The following is an 18,934-nucleotide window of genomic DNA, read 5'->3' on the forward strand; positions in this document are numbered from 1 at the left end:
GATGCTGACCATACGGCTTTACATGCTGCAACGGATCACCGCGCTTTTGATGGCACCCCTGGTCATCGGCCACCTTGCGGTGATGATCTACGCAATTCAGGGCGGGATCTCGGCGGAGGAAATCCTGGGCCGCACGCAGGGATCGCTGGCGTGGTTCGCCTTCTACGGCACCTTCGTGGCGGCCGTCTCGATCCACGGGGCCATCGGCTTGCGCGCCGTTGTCCATGAATGGGGCGGGGTGAAAGGTCCGGCACTGGAGGTGCTGATGTGGGTCGTCGGCGCGGGGCTGTTCGCGCTCGGCGCCCGCGCCGTCTGGGCCGTGACGTTTGGAGGTGGCCTATGAAAGCCTATGCAAACCGCGCCCACCCCCTGTGGCTGGCGTATATCATCCACCGCCTGTCGGGCCTGGCGTTGGCGCTGTTCCTGCCCGCACATTTCTGGGTGATGGCGATGACACTGACCAACCCCGCCCGCTTTGATGCTTTCGCCGAGATAACCCGCCTGAACCTTCTGAAGGTCGCGGAATTCGGCCTCGTGTTCCTGCTGGCCGTGCACATGTTCGGCGGGTTGCGCCTGATGGCGATGGAGTGGCTGCCGTGGAACGGCCCGCAAAAGACCCTCGCCGCAGCCGCCGCCGCCCTGTCCTTCTTCATTGCAACACTTTTCTTCATGCAGGCCATCTGATGCGCATTTCCGATATCGAACGCCATGACACCGATATCCTGATCTTAGGGACGGGCGGCGCTGGCCTTTTCGCGGCGCTTCATGCGCAACAAACCGCGCCCGAAGGCACCAAGATCACCATCGCCGTGAAAGGCCTGATCGGCAAATGCGGCTGCACGCGAATGGTACAGGGCGGCTATAACGTGGCGCTCGGCGGCGGCGACACCGTGGAGCGGCACTTCATGGACACGATCAACGGCGGCAAATGGCTGCCCAATCAGGACATGGCGTGGCGGCTGTGCGAACAGGCCGTGGTGCGCATCCGCGAGTTGGAGAATGAGGTCGGCTGCTTCTTCGACCGCAACAAGGATGGCTCGCTGCACCAGAAGGCCTTCGCCGGGCAAACGGCGGATCGCACCGTCCACAAGGGCGACCTGACGGGGATCGAGATCATCAACCGCCTGATGGAGAAGGTCCTGGCGAGCGGGGTCGAGAAGCTGCAAGAGCACCGCGCCGTGGGGCTGATCCCGACGAAGGACGGATCCGCGTTGGCGGGCGTTCTGATGATCGACATGCGGACGGGCAAGTTCCGTCTTGTCCGCGCCAAGACCGTGATGATGGGCACCGGCGGCGGGCCCACGATGTACAAGTACCATACGCCGTCGGGCGACAAGACGATGGATGGCCTCGCCATGGCCCTGCGCGCGGGGCTGTCGCTTCGCGATATGGAGATGGTGCAGTTCCACCCGACGGGCTTGCTGGCGGGCGATCATACCCGGATGACTGGCACGGTTCTGGAGGAAGGGTTGCGCGGCGCGGGGGGGCAGTTGATCAACCATTCCGGCGCGCGGTTCATGTTCGACTACGACGGCAAGGGTGAACGGGCGACGCGCGACGTCGTCTCTCGTGGGATCTACGCCGAGATGCGCAAGAACAACAATCCCGAGCAGGAGGGGGTCTTCATCTCGATGTCCCACCTCGGGCCGGATTTCGTGCGCAAGAAGTTCAAAGGCATGGTCCAGCGCTGTGCCGACAGCGGGTTTGATCTGGCCGCTGGCAAGGTGGAGGTCGTGCCGACGGCTCATTACTTCATGGGTGGTGTGATCGTGGACGTGGACACGCGCACCGCTATGGAGGGGCTTTACGTGGCCGGGGAAGACGCGGGCGGCGCCCACGGATCCAACCGTTTGGGCGGCAATGGTGTTGCGAATTCCACCGTCTACGGCGGCATTGCAGGCGACACGATGGGCCGTGACGTGGGCGCGATGTCTTTGCGGGAGCCAGATGAGGACGTGCTGGCGGCTGAGTTTGAGCGGGCGATTTATCCGTTGTCGAAGAAGCCCGATCTGGTGCTGCCGCTGCGCAAGCAATTGCAGGAGGTGATGTGGGAAGAAGTCGGCGTAATGCGCACGGCGGCAGGGATGGAACGAGGCCTGAAAGGCATTGCCGAGGTGTCGAACGCGCTGATGGACATAGGCGTGGACGACGCCAACCTGGCGTTCAATCTGACGTGGCACGATTGGCTGAACCTCCGCTCGCTCTGTGATGTCTCGGAGGTGGTCACGAAAGCCGGGATCGCGCGCGAAAACTCCCGCGGGGCACATTTCCGCGAAGACTTCCCCGAACCGGGCGCCATGGAGGACAGCGAGTTCACCGTCGCGCGTATCGACGGGAATGGGGTGAAGGTCGGCCGTGAGCCGGTGCAATTCACCATCGTGCGGCCCGGCGAGACGGTGTTGCCCGAAGGTGCGCCCGAAACGTTGGTGGCGGCGCAATGACGGGTTGCGCCCTGACCTTTGGCCAGGCCGCCCAATGCGAGGGGCGCTGCCCCTCGCGCTCCCCGGAGTTGTATGGGCAAGATGAAGGAGGAGCAGAATGATACCGATCGCGCTGATTCAAGAGGTGGCGGAGGGCCTGATGGACAAAGCCGCCATCGAGATTCCGCAGGATTACCTTGATGGGTTGCAGGAAGCCGCGCGGACCGAGGACGGGGATTTGTCGTCGTTTGTCCTGAAGGCGATGCTCGACAATTACGAGGCCGCCAAAGAGGACCGCCGCGCGATGTGTGGCGACACCGGCGTGCCGCGCTGGTTCGTGAAGATGGGCAATGAGGCGCAGGTTGAAGGCGGCATGGTGGCGCTGGAGGCCGCGTTGCGGCGGGCCACGGCGAATGCGACCAACGGCGTGCCGCTGCGGCCCAACCGGGTGCATCCGCTGTGGCGGACGGACCACAACAACAACGTCGGCATCGGCGCCCCGGAGATTGAGTATGGGTTTGAGCCGCCAGCCCCCGGCGAGGGAAGTGCCCAATGGATTGACCTGATTACTGTCCACAAGGGTGGTTTGTTCGGAACGGACTACCGGATGCTGTTCCCCAGTGACGGGGTGCAGGGGATCAAGCGGTTCTACCTCGATAGCCTCATGGCGTTCGGCAAGCGGGGCTTGGCGTGTCAGCCGGCGATCATCGGGATCGGGCTGGGTGGGTCCAAGGATATCTGCATGACCTTGGGCAAGCGGGCCTCGACGTTGCGGATTGTGGGGTCTCGGAATTCTGATCCGCGCATTGCGGAAATGGAGGATGAGTTCAAGGAGCTTGGGAACTCTATCGGCATGGGTGCCATGGGGTTTGTGGGCAAGAACATGGTCATCGATTGCAACATCGAAGTGGGGTACTGCCACACCGGCGGCCTGCCGATGTCCGTGCACGCTTTCTGTCTGTCGTCGCGCCGCGCGGTCGCGCGCATCCACAAGGATGGGGGGGTGGAACATCGCACGGACCCGGATTGGTTCACCGACTATCAGCGGCGTGAGACCGTGGAGTGGGAACCAGCGATGGAGGCGGCGGAATGAGCATTCGTGAAATCATCCTGTCCACGACCCCCTCGGACGCGGACATTGCAAAGCTGAAACTCGGCGATGTCGTCTACCTGTCGGGCCTGATGTATACGGCGCGGGAGGGCGTCTACATGCGCGCGCTGGAAGAGCGGGCGAATATCCCGATGGAGTTGCCCGCGCAGTCGGCGGCGAACTTTCATTGCTCCCCCGCCGCTCGGATCAACCCTGATGGCTCGTTTGATATGGGGGCCGTGACGGCCACGGCCTCCTTCCGCTTTGCCAAGTGGTTGCCGGAGTGGATGGCCAAGACCGGGGCAAAGCTGATCGTTGGCAAGGGGGGCATGACCTCGAAGGACTACAAGGAATACTTCGTGCCCAACGGGGCGGTTTACCTGTCGACCGTGGGCTATGGCACGGGTGCGTTGCTCGGGCGCGGGGTGGAGAACGTGGAGGCGGTCCATTGGAACGAGGAACTGGGCCTCGCGCAGGCGATGTGGGTTCTGAAATGCAACAAGATGGGGCCGTTTATCGTCGCCTCGGACATGAACGGCGACTGCCTGTTCGAGCGGGAGAATGCCAAGATCGCCGAGAATGTCGCGCGGGTTTATGAGGGCACACGGCCAGCCACGTTGAAGCGCTATGGCGAGAGTGATGATCGCACGGATGAGGTGATCTAGAACAGCTCGCTGACACCAACCCCGATCCCCATGGCGAGGGTCAGCAGGATCAACACCCAGCGGAACGCGGTGTCTGACAGGCGGCGAAAGACGGCGATGCCGATCTGCGCCGCAATCAGCCCCGTAGGAAGGGTGATCAGCAGCGCCGGGCCCGCGCTTACGTAGGCACCCCGCAGGAACAGAAGCGTAACCGTCGTTGTCAGCATCACCATGTTGAACGGTTGCAGCACCGCGCGCGTCTCGAACTTGGTCCAGGGGCGAAGCGACATCCACATTGCGGGCAATGCCCCCGACATGCCCGCCGCCCCGCCCAGAAGGCCGCCAATTCCGCCCACGACGCAATCCGCGACAGGTGTGGGCCGAGAGAACGCAGGCAACGAACGGCGGACGGCGAAATATCCGCCGTAGACGATCAGGAACCCCGCCACGCCAAGGCGCAAGACACTGGCATCCAGACCGTTCAGCAGCCAGACCCCGACAGGCACGCCCAACAGCCCCGGCAACACGAAGCGCAACAAGCGGCGTGGATTGGCGAGGATCGCGCGACGTACGACCCAGACGCCTTGCACGCCTGCCACTACGGACATCAGCGCGACGATAGCCACCGCCGTCACGGGGTCCAACACCACGAGGTAGAAACCCAGCGCGAAAAGCGCCGTGCCGGTGCCCGAAAGCCCGTTGATGAAGCCCCCGGCCGCCGCGCCCAGGATCAGGAAAATGATGAGATCGGGCGTCATGGGGTGATCGTTTGCCCATCCGGGATGACGCTGATGAGGGCGTCGAAGACCTCATCGATGACGCGGGGTTTGATCTGGTCCCTGTGGGAAGCGAGGCCGAGGACGCGGATCGGGGCGTCGCCCCCCAGTGCCAGACGTTTCACCTGCACACCATCCTGCGGCTTGACCGCAAGGTCCGGCACAATCGACACCCCCAGACCCGCCTGCACCATCGACGAAATCGCCTCGGCGCTGTTCAGCTCCATCGCCTCGGAGACCTGGACCCGTTTGGAGAGGATCCAGTTCTCGATCAACGTGCCCAGCACGGCATTGCGATTGAAGCGAATAAACGGACGGATGCGCAGCAGTTCAAACGGATCATCGCTGGGTTCATCGAACGGGGCGATCAGTTGCAGCGGTTCTTGCGCAAAGGGCCGGAAGTGGATGCGCGGAGGCAGGAGGTGGGGCTTGCTGACGATGGCCGCGTCCAAGGCGCCCCGCTCGATATCGGCCAGGAGTTCACCGGTCAGACCGGGACGGATGTGGAGGCCGATGCCGGGGAAACGGTCTTTCAGGACCGCCATGGCGCGGGGGGTAAGGCCGGTCAGCGTTGTGCCCAAAGCGCCCAGGCGCAGGTCCCCGCTAAGGCCGTCTTCATCGAGGACCGAGGCCACGAGGCCGTCATAATCCGCCAATAGCACGCGGGCTTTCGCGACAATCTGATGGGCAATCGGCGTCAGTTCCGGCGTGCGCGTGGCGCGGTTGAACAGCGCGACGCCAAGATCAGCCTCCAGCGCCTGCATCTGCTGGCTGACGGCGGCGTGGGTGACATGAACGACCTCAGCCGCCGCTGAAAACGTCTTGGCGTCGGCGACGGCAACAAGGGTGCGAAGAAGGCGGATGGTCAAGGCGGACTTTCAGTCATCTGCACCAGAGGGGGCATTTCGTTACCGCTGCTTACGCAATCAACCGACGCCCGTCCATCTAAAGATCCACCTCGATCACCCCGCCCGCCGCTGCCGCGCGGCTTTGGCAAAGGATCACGCCGGTTTCCCGCTGCGCCTTGGACAGCACGAAATCCCGATGCTCGACATCGCCCGAGACCAGCGTGCATTTGCACACGCCACAGATCCCGTCCGAGCATTTCACATCCACATGGATGCCGTTCTCGGCCAACACATCGGTGGCGGATTTGTCGGCGGGCACGTGCAGCGTCTTGCCCGATTTCACCAGCTTCAAGATGAACGGGTCGTTCACGTAGTCTGGCACCTCGGGGACCGAGAAATACTCCAGGTGGCGCGCATCCTCCGGGAAGCCCGCAGCCTCGGCGGCCTCCATCACGGCGGCCATGTAGCGGTCCGCGCCGCAGGTGTAGACGTGCCAGCCCGCGCGGTAACCCGCCATGATCTCCGCCACATCGGCGCGCGTGCCCTCATCGGTGATGTGCAGACAAACGCGGTCGGCCCAGGGGAAGCTGGCGATTTCGTCCAAAAGCCCCATCGTGGCGCGCGAGCGGCCGGAGTAATGCATGGTGAAGTTGCGGCCCTGGGCGTGCAATTCGTGGGCCATGGCCACCATCGGCGTGATGCCGATGCCGCCGCCCATCAACAGGCTATGGGTGGCGGTGGCATCCAGCGGGAAGTGGTTGATCGGGCGCGAAATGAAGATCCGCCGCCCCTTGTTGAAGATCCGCTGCAACAACATGGAGCCGCCACGCCCCGCGTCTTCTCGCAGGACCGCGATCTGGTATTTTGAGCGGTCCGCCGGGTCGCCGGACATGGAGTATTGGCGCAGGAACTCGGGCGCCACGACGATATCCAGATGCGCGCCCGCCTGCCATTCGGGCAGCTCGCCGCCACCGACGGGCTGGAATTCGTAGACGCTGATCCCCTGCGCGCTGACATCCGCGCGGGTGATTTCGACCTGGATCACCGGGCTCTCGCCCGCTGCGGTGTAGACGTGCAGATGCCCTGTCTCGTCGCGTTCCAGCAGGGATTTGTATTCCTCAGCCGTGATCATCGCCTGATAGGCGGCGATGCCGGCCTCGCGGTCCATGGGGAAGGGATAGGGATAGGGATGGGGGGCCAGCGGCGCGGGATAGACGGCGAGGGTCTGGTCCTCGTACCGCAGATCAAGGTCCTTTTGCAGCGACCGCGCGTTAACAGGCTGCTGTGTCGGGCGGTAAGCACCGTCGTCGCAAACCTCCAGATCCCACCACCACTTCTTGATCGGGTTGAGCGTCCCGTTTTCCATAACGTCATCCAGCTTCGCCAAGGCGGGCGCGAGCGCTGGCACCTTCATCGCCGCCCAGCGGAACGGTTTGTCCTTGAACAGGCCTTCCAGGTTCCACGGACAGGTCTTCATGCAGCGGCCACACATCGCACCGCCGGGTGTGGTGACACGGTAGGTGGCGCATTTCTGGCTGTCGGATTTCCAGATCTCGTAGCCGTTGAACATCAGTTTCGGCCCGGCGGTGATTGCGCCCGAGGGGCATTCGCGGGCGCATTTGTTGCACGCCTCGCAGAACCGTTGCAGACCGAAGTCGATGGGTTTGTCATGGGCCATTGGCAGGTCCGTGGTCACGGTGCCCGATTTCAGGCGCGGCCCGAGGAAAGGGTTCAAGATGACCTCTCCGATCCGGGAAACCTCACCAAGGCCCGACAGAAGCAGAAGCGGTGGTTGCAGAACCTCGCCGTCCATCACGGTGTGAGCCTTGGCCTTGTAGCCGAGGTTGCGGATCTGTTTGGCGATGATGCCCCCGATCAACGAGAACCTCAGGTAGGCGCGCATGCTTTGGGCCACGGCGATCCAGTCGTCGCCGCTGCTGCCCTCCATCGTCTCATAGCCCTGATCGATGATCATGTTGATGGCTTGGTCATGGGGCGGGTCGATGGGTTCGCCGCGAGCGTCATGGCTGTACCACGTCCAATCGGGACAGCGTGAAATGCCCACGGCATCGGCGCCAAGCCAGTAACTGGTGGCCTTAACAAGATCCGCCGCTTCTTGTGGATCGATCTGCGTCTGTTCGGGCGCGGCCTCTCCGTCCTGCAACAAGACGAACGCGCCCAAGGCGCGGCGTTGGGCCGAGGATGGCGCAGCCTTGCGCACGTAATGCCCGCCCTTCGCGCCCTCCTGCATTTTCTTGCCCATGTCACCGAATTGGGCGCGGGCGAACATGTCGGTGCGCTTGGGCACGCGGGCGACGTGGGCCTCGTCGATGTAGGTGGTGGGGGTGTCGACACGGGTAAGCGTCTCGAACGGATGGGCGCCGTCGACGAAGCGCCGCTTGGCGAAGGGCTCGGCGTTCAGCGCGTTCTTCGCCGAGGCTGTCCCCAGCTTCCAACCCAGCCCGAAGGCTGATTTCGGCTGTTGGTCCAGCGGGACCAGAGGCAGATCTGGCGCGACCTCGAACGTCGTCGTCACGGCGGAAAGGCCGAAGCGCGTGCCGATGTAGGGATGGTGCAGCGCGCCGCCCTCCACCGTGGCAAGCCCGGCGGCGACGGCCAGTTTGTTCAGGTCCACATCGGCGCTGGAAACCGTATGGCCGCGCGCATCGTGCCCCAGAACCCTCAGGTAGTTCGCCAGAACGACGGCCGCCTCTGCCGCCAATAGGCCAGCGCGGTGGGCTGCCGCGTCCTTAATCCAAGCAGTGCCGGGCTCGACCGCGTCGGGCACGCGAGGGTTCTCATACAAGAATACCAGCGCATGGGTATGACCGCCGATGCCCGAGGGCGGGGCCTCCATGCTTTCCTTAAGGTCCGACATGATCATGTCGATGCCCGCCGCCAGAGTCTTGGTCTGCCGTGTCTTCAGGTCATGGGCCAGCCGTTCGACATCGGGGTTCGCGTGGGGCCTGTCCAACAGGGCGGCGCCCGGAAGGCGACAGACGCCGACCAGCGCGGCATCTTGGAAATACCCGAACGCCTTCAGGTGATCGGCACGGTCCTGCGGGTCCGTGGGTGCCTCGGCCACGGCGCGGTTCACAAGACCATCGCGGATCGCGTCAAGCATGGCCTGATGCTCGCGCATGGCGTTGAGGATCGAATGGGGTGCCTCAGGTCGGTCGAAAGACAGGGGTGTTGCAGTGGGCACATGGGTCAGGTCCGGCGCCTGCGCGGTGCGCGCCAAACGCTCGGTTGGATAGTGCCCCATATGGACGGGCCGGGACTTGTCCGAAAAAAAGCGCGTCATGGGGTAGCCCTTGTGAACGGTCTGGGCGGACAGTAGCCGCGCGACACCCCGGATCACAAGCCGCGCCGGGCGGCGTTATTCCTTCACATAGGGCTTGCCATCGGCGGCAGGCGCCCGGGCACGGCCAACAAGGCCCGCGACGACGATAATCGTCGCGATGTAGGGTGCCATTGCCAGGAATTCGGACGGGATGGGCGTGTTGAGAAGCGCCAGCTTCTGTTGCAGCGAATCCGTGAAACCGAACACCAGCGCCGCCATCAGGGCGCCCACCGGGTGCCAGCGCCCGAAGATCATCGCAGCAAGGCCGATGTAGCCGCGCCCGCCCGTCATGTTTTCATCGAACCGCCCGACAGAGCCAAGCGTGAACCACGCGCCCCCGAAACCCGCGATCATGCCGCCGATGGTGACGTGAACATAGCGCGTCCAGTAGACGTCTATGCCAAGGGTGTCGGCAGCGCGCGGATGCTCGCCCACGGCACGGGCACGCAGGCCGCTGCGGGTGTGAAACAGGTAGTAGGTCGAAACGGCGACCATGATCAGCGCGCCGTAGACGAAGAGGTTCTGGTTGAACAGCATCGGGCCGATGACCGGGATGTCGCCCAGGATCGGGATCTTGATGGACCGGAACACCGGCGCGTTGTTGAGGTGACGCATGTCGGCAAAGACCTGGCTGGACACATAGCTTGTCAGCCCCAGCACGAAGAGGTTGATCACGACGCCCGCAATGATCTGGTCCATTCGATAGGTCACGACAAGCGCGGCAAGGATGAAACCGAAGAAGCCGCCGACGACGACGGCCGACAACAACCCGCCCCAGCCTCCGATCACCGATCCCATCAAGGCCCCGGTGAAGGCGCCCGCCAGAAGCATGCCCTCGACCGCGATATTCACCACCGCCACGCGCTCGCACATCACGGCGGCCAAGCCACCCAAGGCAATCGGCACCGCGCGGACCATCGTGGCTTGCAGCATGCCCGTCAGGGAGAAGGCGTTTTCTGCCGTTGCCCAAACCAGGAACGCCATGACCGCCAATCCAAGACCCAGGCCAAGCGACAGCGTCGTCCAGCGTCCGCCGCCGCGCAGGAACTGCCGCGCACCCAAAAACGCCGTAAGCGCCGCCGCGATGTAGATGAACGGCTGCGCAGGCACGATCAGGTCGGGCAGCACCCAGGTGTCGCGGGGGCGCGACAGGCGGAAGGTTGCATCGCCCGGAGCATCGCCAAACACCAGCACGAGAAATGCGCCAAGCAGGATGAGAATCGCCCCGACGATGCGCGTCCGGCGCTTGGCGGCCAGATCGACGGCGCGGGTCGGAGAGGTTTCAGCAACGCTCATTGCGCGCCTCCTTTCGGATCACTTCGGAAACCCCATGGGAAGATGGCGCAAACCAGAAGGGGCGCGGCGATGAACACGATGATCAGGGCCTGGATGATGCCGATCAGGTCAATGCTGACCCCCGCATCGACCTGCATTTGCCGCCCGCCTGCCTCCAGCCCGCCGAACAGCAGCCCCGCAAACAGCACGCCAACCGGGTGGGACCGGCCCATCAGCGCCACCGCGATGGCATCGAAACCGATGCCCGCAGAGAAGCCCGGCGTCGCACGGCCCAGAACACCCAACGTCTGATTGGCCCCAGCAAGGCCCGCAAGCGCCCCCGCCGTGGCCATGGCCACAACGATGATCAGCGAGGCGCGAATTCCGGCATACCGAGCCGCGTCCGGGCTGGCGCCGCTGGCGCGAAACTCGAACCCCAGCTTGGTACGAAACATCAGCCAATAGACCAGCGCCACGGCCAGAAGCATCAGGAACACGCCTGCATGAACGCGCAGGTTCGGGTCGAGCCACTCCAGCAGTTTCGGCAGTTCCGCCGCGTCCGGCACAGAGCGCGAAACCGGATCAGCGCGGCCTTCGCGCTGCACCCAATCAAGGCTCAGCATATAGTCCAGCAAGCGGTAGGAAATGAGGTTGAGCATGATGGTGGAAATCACCTCATGGGCACCCGTTGCCGCCCTCAGCCAGCCCGCGATCCCGGCATAGAAAGCGCCCGTCACGGCGCCAGCCAGCAGTGAAAGAGGCATCAGAAGAACGAAGGGAAGGTTGGCGAAGGTGAAGCCGAAAATGACAGCGGCCAGCCCCCCCATCAGGATCTGCCCCTCTGCCCCGATATTGAACAGGCCGGTGCGAAAGCCGATCGCAAGGCCCAGCGCGGCCAGCACCAGCGGCACGGCGGCCACCAAGGTTTCCGAGAGTGCCGCGACCGATCCGACAGAGCCCACGACCAGCGCCACATAGGACCGCCCGATCGTGGCCAGATCGACGCCCGTCGCCAGCATGACCAGCGCGCCGATCATAAGCGCGGCCACCACCGCGAAGAGAGGCACGATCACCAGGTCTTCGAACTGAACACGCCCCGGCGCGGCGCGCTCCAACAGCTTGTCGCGGGCGGTGTCGAGGGCTTCATTCACACTCATGCTACTACTCCGGCCATGGCCAAGCCGATTTCGGCCTTCTCGGGGCGGTGGGTCGTTGCGTCGAACTCGGCCACGATGCGGCCCTTGAACATCACGACAATGCGGTCCGACAGCGCCAGGATTTCATCGAGCTCGGACGACATGATCAGCACGGCGTCCCCCTCGGCGCGCGCGGCCATCAGGCGGGCGTGGATATATTCGATAGACCCCACATCCAGCCCCCGCGTGGGCTGTGCCGCGATCACGGCACGGGTATCTCGGGACAACTCGCGGGCCACGATCAGTTTTTGCTGGTTGCCGCCTGACAGATGCCCAGCATCCGCGAAAATGGACGACGTGCGGACATCGAACTGCGCAGCCGCCGTGGCGGCCCACTCGTTCACGACGCCCCATTGCACTTGTGGGCCCTTGGCGTAGCGGGCGTCATAATAGCTGTCGAGAACCATGTTCTCGGCCACGGTGAAATCAGGGATCAGCCCCATGCGCTGGCGATCTTCGGGGATATGGGCCAGCCCCATTGCGTGCCGCGCACGAACAGAGGCATGGGTGATGTCCTGCCCCAGAAAATGGATACTTCCCTGCGCGACCGACATCAGCCCGGTAATCGCCTCGATCAGCGCAGACTGCCCATTGCCCTGCACGCCCGCGATGCCCACGACCTCGCCGGCGCGCACCGTGAGGCTGACGTTATCGACGGCCACGGCCTCATCACGCAACACGGTAAGATCTTTGACCTCCAGCATCGGATCGCCGGGGGTGAATTCTGTCCGCTCGACCTCGAAATGCACGGGGCGCCCTACCATCAACTCGGCCAGATCTGCCTTTGTCGCGGTTTTCGGATCCGCCTCGCCCACGATGCGACCGGCGCGCAGAACGCTGATCCGGTCCGCAATGTCGAGGATTTCATTCAGCTTGTGGGTGATGAAAACAATCGCCTTGCCCGCGTCGCGCAGAGAGCGGACGATGCCGAAAAACTCCTCCACCTCTTGCGGGGTCAGGACGGCGGTGGGTTCATCAAGGATCAGGACATCGGCCGAGCGGAACAGCACCTTGATGATTTCGACGCGCTGCTGAACGCCAACCGGCAGGCTTTCGATCAATGCATCGGGATCGACGGCCAGGCCGTAGCTTTCCCCGATGTCGCGGACCTTCGCGCTGGCCGTCTCCAGATCAAGGTGATCAAGGCGGCCAACGGGCTCTACCCCCAGCACGACATTTTCGGCAACGGTAAAGATGGGGACCAGCATGAAGTGCTGATGCACCATGCCGATCCCCGCTTCGATGGCATCACGGGGACCGTCAAACTTTGACGCAACGCCATCGATCAGTATCTCTCCCTCATCGGGGCGGTAGAGGCCGCACAGCACGTTCATCAGGGTCGATTTTCCCGCGCCGTTTTCGCCCAGCAGGCCAAGGACCTCGCCTGCGCGGATGCTCAGGGACACGTCCTCATTGGCGATCACCGGGCCGAAGCGCTTGGTGATGCCTTTCAGTTCAACGTCCATGTCCGTGTCCCTTCGCCCGCCGCCCGTTCAGTTCAGTTCAGTTCGGCCCCACCGCGACGGTGCCGTCGATGATGCCTGCGCGCAGTGCCGTGAGTTCGGCCACCAGATCCTCGGGCACGGTGCCCTCGAAGTCATGGAAAGACGCAAGATCGACGCCGCCATTGGCCAGGGTGCCGACGATCACGCCGCCTTCGAACGAACCGGCCATGACCCGTTCGATCACCTGAAAGACGGTCGCATCCATGCGCTTGACGATGGACGTCAAGTAGACATGCCCGCGTTCGGGGTCGGTCTCATATAGATCGGCGTCCACTCCGATGATCATCAGCTCTTCCACGCCAAGTTCATTGGCCAGCGCCGCCGAGCCAAGGCCCACGGGGCCCGCGACGGGAAGAATGATGTCTGCCCCCTCATCATAAAGGTTTTGGGCAAAGGCACGCCCGTCATCGAGGGATTCGAAATTATTGGTGAACAGCCCCTCACGGGTATCCGGGGACCATCCCAGCAGGGTCACATCGGTGCCGTGTTGCGCATTGTAGTAATCGATGCCGTAGGCGAACCCATCCATGAAGATCGTGACGGGCGGGATGTTGATGCCGCCAAAGGTGCCCACGATGCCCGTCTCGGTCATTCCTGCGGCCAGGTAGCCTGCCATGAAGGCGGCCTCGTCCGTCGCGTAGACCTGCCCCAGCACGTTATCGAGCGGCGGGTCATAGGCGAAGTCGACGATAGAAAACAGCTGATCGGGGTTGGCGGCAGCGGCCTCTTGTGTGGCGTCGCCCAGAAGGAAGCCGATGGTGAAGATGATGTCACATTCCCCGCCCAGCAGCGAGGTGATGTTGGCCTCGTAATCCGTCTCGGCCTGTGACTCGAGGAAACGTGCATCGATGCCCATGGCGGTCTGCGCCTCCAGCACGCCTCGCCACGCGGTCTGGTTGAAGCTGTTGTCGTCAATGCCGCCGGTGTCCGTGATCTGGCAGGCGGTGAACGCACTGACGGGTGCGGCCAAGCACACCGCAAGTGGCAGGAGTGCCGCTTTGATTGCCCCTTGTATCGTCATATCAGGATCCTCCGTTGATGGTGGCAAGCCGTTCCGGCTGCCGCTCGCACGTCGCCCTCGGCAGGCACACGGTTCGTGCCGCTCAGGCGGTGTCATGGCCGAGTATGGCGTCACGATTCGACGCCCCGATTGATCCGCGTCAATTCGTTGGCTGGAAGAGAGGCGCAAGGATTGCGCCCAATCCGACGTACAATCCCATGACAAAGAGTCCGCGAAATGTGCCGCCTTTACGCCATGCATGCCAACGAGCCGACCCGCGTCGAATGCGGCCTGGTCAACGCCCAGAACGCCTTGATGGCGCAAAGTGCGGGCGATTTGACCGGGATGATGCATGGCCATGGCTGGGGCGTCGCCGACTATCCCGATGGCGTGCCGATTGTCGAAAAGCAGACGTGGGCCGCCTTCCATGGAGAACACTTCCAGAAGGCCGCCGCGCGGGTCTACGCCCGCACTGCCGTGGCCCACGTGCGCCGCGCCACCGTGGGGAAGACGAGCCTTGAGAACACGCACCCCTTCCATCACGGTCGATGGATCTTCGCGCACAACGGCACCGTGCCGAATTTCGAAGCCCTTCGGATGACGTTCCTGGAACACATGGACCCGCTGCACCGGTCCGAGATACAGGGCGAGACCGACAGCGAGCATGTCTTCCGCTACCTGCTGAGCCTTTTTCTGCGTCATCCCGAAGTTGGCCTTCTGGAAACCGTGCGCCGGGGCCTCGACCAGATTGTCGGATGGTGCCGAGAGGTCGACCCGACAAAGACCATCGGGCTGAACACCGTGCTCACCGATGGAGAAAGGATGGTCGGCTCTCGGCTCAACCGCTCTCTCGTGCACCTGCGGCGCGATCACCTGCATGTCTGTCTGGTCTGCGGCCAGACCCATGTGAAGCACGAACCCACCATCGATTACCGCGCGGTCGAGATTGCCTCGGAACCGGTGACGCAAGATGAGACGTGGATCAACATTCCCAATGCGTCCGTCTTCCAGACGACCGATGATTTCAGCCTCGACATTCGCCCCATGGGCACACATGCCGCCGCGGCCCTGCGGTCGTGAGCGCGCAATCGGATTGATTGAAGTCAATTCCACCCCACCGCGCTCTGGCACGCTTTTCCCAAGGGAGGGCCACCATGACCGACACGATGACGCGCGACAGAGTTGGACAGTTCACCGATCCCTCCGGGCGGACGTTCGGCGAGGACGGCACCCTCAACATCGCCTATGAGGCGCTTGATCGGCACGTTGAAGACGGTCACGGCACGGAAATTGCCATGATCTGGCTGGGAAAGGACGACACCCGGCAAGAGATTTCCTATTCGGATCTCTCCGCGATGGCGTCTCGGTTTGCGAACGTGCTGACATCTCATGGATGCGCCCCCGGCGACAGCCTGTTCGCCCTGATGGGCCGCGTGCCTGAGCTTTACGCAACGGCCTTGGGCGCTTTGAAAGCCGGTGCGGTCTTCACCCCCTTGTTCTCGGCCTTCGGTCCTGAACCGATCCGAACGCGGATGGAAATCGGCGATGCGAAGGTGCTTGTGACGACGGCGTCGATCTACAACCGCAAGATTGCGCCCTGGCGGGACGATCTGCCCTCGCTCAAGCTGGTTCTCATTCTTGGTGATGAGGCCCCCGATGGCTGCGTTGCGCTTGCGCCTGCGATGGCCGCCGCCGCGCCCGAATTCACCGTCGCCAAGACAGCCCCCGAAGACCCCGCATTGATCCACTTCACGTCCGGCACCACGGGCAAGCCGAAAGGGGCCGTGCACGTCCACGGCGCGGTGGCGTATCACGCGTTTTCGGGCCGCCACGCGCTGGATCTGAACCCTGGCACAATCTACTGGTGCACCGCCGATCCCGGCTGGGTGACCGGCACGTCCTACGGGATCATCGCGCCCCTGGTGAACCGCGTGACAATGATCGTGGATGAGGCGGAGTTCGATCTGGAGCGGTGGTACGGCATCGTGGAACGTGAAGCGGTGCAGGTCTGGTACTCTGCCCCTACCGCGATCCGCATGATGATGCGCGCGGGCGCAGAAGCCGCCAAGCCCTTCGACTTTTCCGCCCTGCGGTTTCTGGCCAGCGTGGGCGAGCCCCTGAACCCCGAAGCCGTGATCTGGAGCGAGCAGGTCTTCGGCCAGCCCTTCCACGACAATTGGTGGCAAACGGAAACCGGCGGCATCATGATCGCCAATTGCCCCGGTGAAACGGTCAAGCCCGGCTCTATGGGCAAACCCCTGCCCGGCATCACTGCCGGGATCGTGGACCGCACGGACGCGGGCTTGCGCGAGTTACCTGACGGCGAGATCGGCGAACTGGCTCTGCGCCCCGGGTGGCCCTCCATGATGCGCACGTACCTGCATGAGCAAGCTCGGTACGACAAATGCTTCGTCGATGGGCGGTATCTGTCCGGCGATCTGGCGATGCGCGATGCCGAGGGATATTTCTGGTTCGTCGGCCGCGCCGATGACCTGATCAAGACATCCGGCCATCTGATCGGTCCGTTCGAGGTCGAAAGCGCGTTGATCGAACACGAGGCCGTGGCTGAAGCGGGCGTGATCGGCCTGCCGGATGAGACAGCGGGCGAGGTCGTGAAGGCCTATGTGACGCTGAACCCGGGTTTTGGCTCCTCGCGCGCGCTGGAGCGTGAGATCCGGGGACACGCCCGCAAGAAGCTCGGCCCCGCCGTCGCCCCGCGTGAGATCGTGTTTCGCACGACCCTTCCCAAGACCCGCTCGGGCAAGATCATGCGCCGCCTTCTGAAGGCCCGCGAACTGGGCCTGCCGGAAGGTGACATTTCCACATTGGAGACGGATGAGACATGAACGCTTCCCTCAAACCCCGCCTCGACAAAGATCATGTGCGTGCGCTGCTCCGCGACATGATCCGCATCCGCCGCTTCGAAGACAAATGCGCCGAGCTTTACACACAACAAAAGATCCGCGGTTTCCTGCACCTTTATGATGGCGAAGAAGCCGTGGCCGTGGGCGTCATCCCGGTGCTGAGACCCGACGATGCCGTCGTGGCGACCTACCGCGAACACGGCCACGCGCTTGTGCGCGGTGTGCCGATGACGACGATCATGGCCGAGATGTATGGCAAGGCCGAGGGATGCTCGGGCGGGCGCGGCGGGTCCATGCATCTGTTCGATGCAGACAGGAACTTCCTTGGCGGCAATGCGATTGTCGGCGGGGGGCTGCCGTTGGCAACGGGGCGGGCCTTGGCGGATCGCATGAAGGGAAACGACAGCGTCACCGTATGCTTCTTCGGCGAAGGCGCCGTGGCGGAGGGCGAATTCCACGAGGCGATGAACCTTGCACAGTTGTGGAAGCTTCCGGTGCTGTTCGTGTGCGAAAACAACGGATACGCCATGGGCTCGGCGCTGGACCGGACCGAGGCGCAGGTCAATGTCGCGCAGAAGGCCGCCGCCTACGGGGTTGAAGCGCGGCAGGTGGATGGCATGGATGTCGTGGCTGTGGAAGCCGCCACCCGCCAAGCCGTGGCCCGCATGCGTGATACCGGTGCACCGATGTTGTTGGAGTGCCTGACTTATCGCTTCCGTCCACATTCGATGTTCGACGCCCAACTCTATCGCGACAAGGCCGAGGTCGCGGTCTGGCGCAGGAAGGGGCCGATCGTGCGGTTCCAGACCTGGCTTACGGACAACAACCTGATCCACGTAGAAGAAATCGAGGCCTTGGAAGCCGAGGCCGACGCCGAGATCGCCGAGGCAGTCGCCTTCGCTGAGGCCGGCACATGGGAGCCGGTCGAAACCCTCACGGCCCATGTGTTGGGACCGCAGCCAGACCCGCCCACGCTGCCCACATCATCCGGCAATATGATCGAGATGACCTACCGCGAGGCCGTCAAACAGGCGATCCGCGACGCCATGATCCGCGACGATCGCGTGTTTCTGATGGGCGAGGATGTCGGCGCCTATGGCGGCTGCTACGCCGTGTCCAAGGGGCTGATGGCGGAATTCGGGGAAGGTCGCATTCGCGACACGCCCTTGGCGGAGTCCGGTTTCACCGGCGCGGGCATCGGGGCCGCCGTGGCGGGCATGCGCCCTATAGTGGAGTTGATGACGGTCAACTTCTCACTTCTGGCGCTTGATCAGATCATGAACACCGCCGCAACCCTGCGTCACATGTCCGGCGGGCAGTTCGGCGTGCCGCTGGTGATCCGCATGGCGACCGGGGCGGGCAAGCAGTTGGCCGCGCAGCATTCCCATAGCCTGGAGGGGTGGTACGCCCACATCCCGGGCCTGAAGGTGCTGACCCCGGCCACGCTGGAAGACGCGCGCGGCATGCTGTGGACGGCCCTGGAAGACCCCGATCCCGTGCTGATCTTCGAGAACGTGATGCTTTACAACCGTTCGGGGCAGATCGACGAGGCCGCGGGACCCGTCGATATCAGCCGCGCCGCCATACGGCGCGAGGGCAGCGATCTGAGCCTGATCACCTATGGCGGATCACTGTTCAAGACGCTGGAGGCGGCGGACCAGCTGGCGGCAGACGGCATCTCGGCCGAAGTCATCGACCTGCGCAGCCTGCGGCCGCTGGACGACGCCACGATCCTCGCATCGGTTCGCAAGACCCGACGCGCGGTGGTTGTCGATGAAGGCTGGCGGTCCGGCGGGATATCGGCCGAGATCTCCGCCCGGATCATGGAGCAGGCCCTGTGGTCGATCGATGCGCCCGTGGGTCGGGTTTGCGCGGAAGAGGTACCGATCCCCTACCCCAAACACCTGGAAGACGCCGCGATCCCAGATGTCACCCGGATCGTCGCGTCGGTCAAAGCCATGATGGGGCGCTGA

At 63.7% G+C, this 18,934-nt stretch carries 15 protein-coding genes; 8 read left to right on the forward strand and 7 right to left on the reverse strand.

Annotation, left to right across the window (positions count from 1 at the left end):
• Window position 1 precedes the first annotated feature (1 nt).
• The 5 genes from KUL25_RS13875 to KUL25_RS13895 all read left to right on the forward strand — a co-directional run bounded on the left by KUL25_RS13875 (window position 2) and on the right by KUL25_RS13895 (window position 4,175).
• Window positions 2-343 (forward strand): succinate dehydrogenase/fumarate reductase transmembrane subunit, encoded by a 342-nt coding sequence (locus tag KUL25_RS13875; protein ID WP_257893477.1) that lies wholly within the window; start codon window positions 2-4, stop codon window positions 341-343.
• Window positions 340-684: a succinate dehydrogenase, cytochrome b556 subunit gene (gene sdhC / locus KUL25_RS13880; protein ID WP_257893478.1), complete on the forward strand. Its 345-nt coding sequence runs from the start codon at window positions 340-342 to the stop codon at window positions 682-684. The genes KUL25_RS13875 and sdhC overlap by 4 nt, the downstream gene beginning before the upstream one ends.
• On the forward strand, window positions 684-2,441 hold the full coding sequence (locus KUL25_RS13885) for an L-aspartate oxidase (RefSeq protein WP_257893479.1): 1,758 nt from the start codon (window positions 684-686) through the stop codon (window positions 2,439-2,441). The genes sdhC and KUL25_RS13885 overlap by 1 nt, the downstream gene beginning before the upstream one ends.
• A 97-nt stretch (window positions 2,442-2,538) precedes the next feature.
• Window positions 2,539-3,513: a fumarate hydratase gene (locus tag KUL25_RS13890; protein WP_257893480.1), complete on the forward strand. Its 975-nt coding sequence runs from the start codon at window positions 2,539-2,541 to the stop codon at window positions 3,511-3,513.
• The gene (locus KUL25_RS13895) at window positions 3,510-4,175 is read left to right on the forward strand and encodes a fumarate hydratase C-terminal domain-containing protein (RefSeq protein ID WP_257893481.1); all 666 of its coding nucleotides are present in this window, start codon (window positions 3,510-3,512) and stop codon (window positions 4,173-4,175) included. The genes KUL25_RS13890 and KUL25_RS13895 overlap by 4 nt, the downstream gene beginning before the upstream one ends.
• Here KUL25_RS13895 and KUL25_RS13900 read toward each other — a convergent pair.
• The 7 genes from KUL25_RS13900 to KUL25_RS13930 form a co-directional block, all read right to left on the reverse strand.
• Window positions 4,172-4,912, reverse strand: coding sequence for a sulfite exporter TauE/SafE family protein (locus tag KUL25_RS13900; RefSeq protein ID WP_257893482.1), 741 nt, complete (start codon window positions 4,910-4,912; stop codon window positions 4,172-4,174). The two genes, KUL25_RS13895 and KUL25_RS13900, sit on opposite strands and share 4 nt — an antisense overlap.
• Window positions 4,909-5,799 carry a LysR family transcriptional regulator gene (locus tag KUL25_RS13905; RefSeq protein ID WP_257893483.1) on the reverse strand — a complete coding sequence of 297 codons (891 nt, stop codon included), beginning with the start codon at window positions 5,797-5,799 and terminating at the stop codon, window positions 4,909-4,911. Before KUL25_RS13905 ends, KUL25_RS13900 begins: the two co-directional genes overlap by 4 nt.
• A 76-nt stretch (window positions 5,800-5,875) precedes the next feature.
• Window positions 5,876-9,082 (reverse strand): reductive dehalogenase, encoded by a 3,207-nt coding sequence (locus KUL25_RS13910; protein WP_257893484.1) that lies wholly within the window; start codon window positions 9,080-9,082, stop codon window positions 5,876-5,878.
• Between the two features lie 75 nt (window positions 9,083-9,157).
• Window positions 9,158-10,417: an ABC transporter permease gene (locus KUL25_RS13915; RefSeq protein ID WP_257893485.1), complete on the reverse strand. Its 1,260-nt coding sequence runs from the start codon at window positions 10,415-10,417 to the stop codon at window positions 9,158-9,160.
• Window positions 10,414-11,553 (reverse strand): ABC transporter permease, encoded by a 1,140-nt coding sequence (locus KUL25_RS13920; protein ID WP_257893486.1) that lies wholly within the window; start codon window positions 11,551-11,553, stop codon window positions 10,414-10,416. The genes KUL25_RS13915 and KUL25_RS13920 overlap by 4 nt, the downstream gene beginning before the upstream one ends.
• Window positions 11,550-13,058 (reverse strand): ABC transporter ATP-binding protein, encoded by a 1,509-nt coding sequence (locus KUL25_RS13925; protein WP_257893487.1) that lies wholly within the window; start codon window positions 13,056-13,058, stop codon window positions 11,550-11,552. Before KUL25_RS13925 ends, KUL25_RS13920 begins: the two co-directional genes overlap by 4 nt.
• Window positions 13,059-13,095: 37 nt before the next feature.
• Window positions 13,096-14,118, reverse strand: a complete 1,023-nt coding sequence (locus KUL25_RS13930) for a BMP family lipoprotein (RefSeq protein WP_257893488.1) — start codon at window positions 14,116-14,118, stop codon at window positions 13,096-13,098.
• Between the two features lie 216 nt (window positions 14,119-14,334).
• On the opposite strand from KUL25_RS13930, the gene KUL25_RS13935 reads away from it, so the two are divergent.
• The 3 genes from KUL25_RS13935 to pdhA all read left to right on the forward strand — a co-directional run bounded on the left by KUL25_RS13935 (window position 14,335) and on the right by pdhA (window position 18,934).
• Window positions 14,335-15,177: a class II glutamine amidotransferase gene (locus KUL25_RS13935; protein WP_257893489.1), complete on the forward strand. Its 843-nt coding sequence runs from the start codon at window positions 14,335-14,337 to the stop codon at window positions 15,175-15,177.
• A gap of 74 nt (window positions 15,178-15,251) precedes the next feature.
• The gene (gene acsA, locus KUL25_RS13940; protein WP_257893490.1) at window positions 15,252-16,943 is read left to right on the forward strand and encodes an acetate--CoA ligase; all 1,692 of its coding nucleotides are present in this window, start codon (window positions 15,252-15,254) and stop codon (window positions 16,941-16,943) included.
• Window positions 16,940-18,934 (forward strand): pyruvate dehydrogenase (acetyl-transferring) E1 component subunit alpha, encoded by a 1,995-nt coding sequence (pdhA, locus tag KUL25_RS13945; RefSeq protein ID WP_257893491.1) that lies wholly within the window; start codon window positions 16,940-16,942, stop codon window positions 18,932-18,934. Before acsA ends, pdhA begins: the two co-directional genes overlap by 4 nt.

Origin of the sequence: Gymnodinialimonas phycosphaerae, assembly GCF_019195455.1 — a bacterium.
Lineage (GTDB): Bacteria > Pseudomonadota > Alphaproteobacteria > Rhodobacterales > Rhodobacteraceae > Gymnodinialimonas > Gymnodinialimonas phycosphaerae.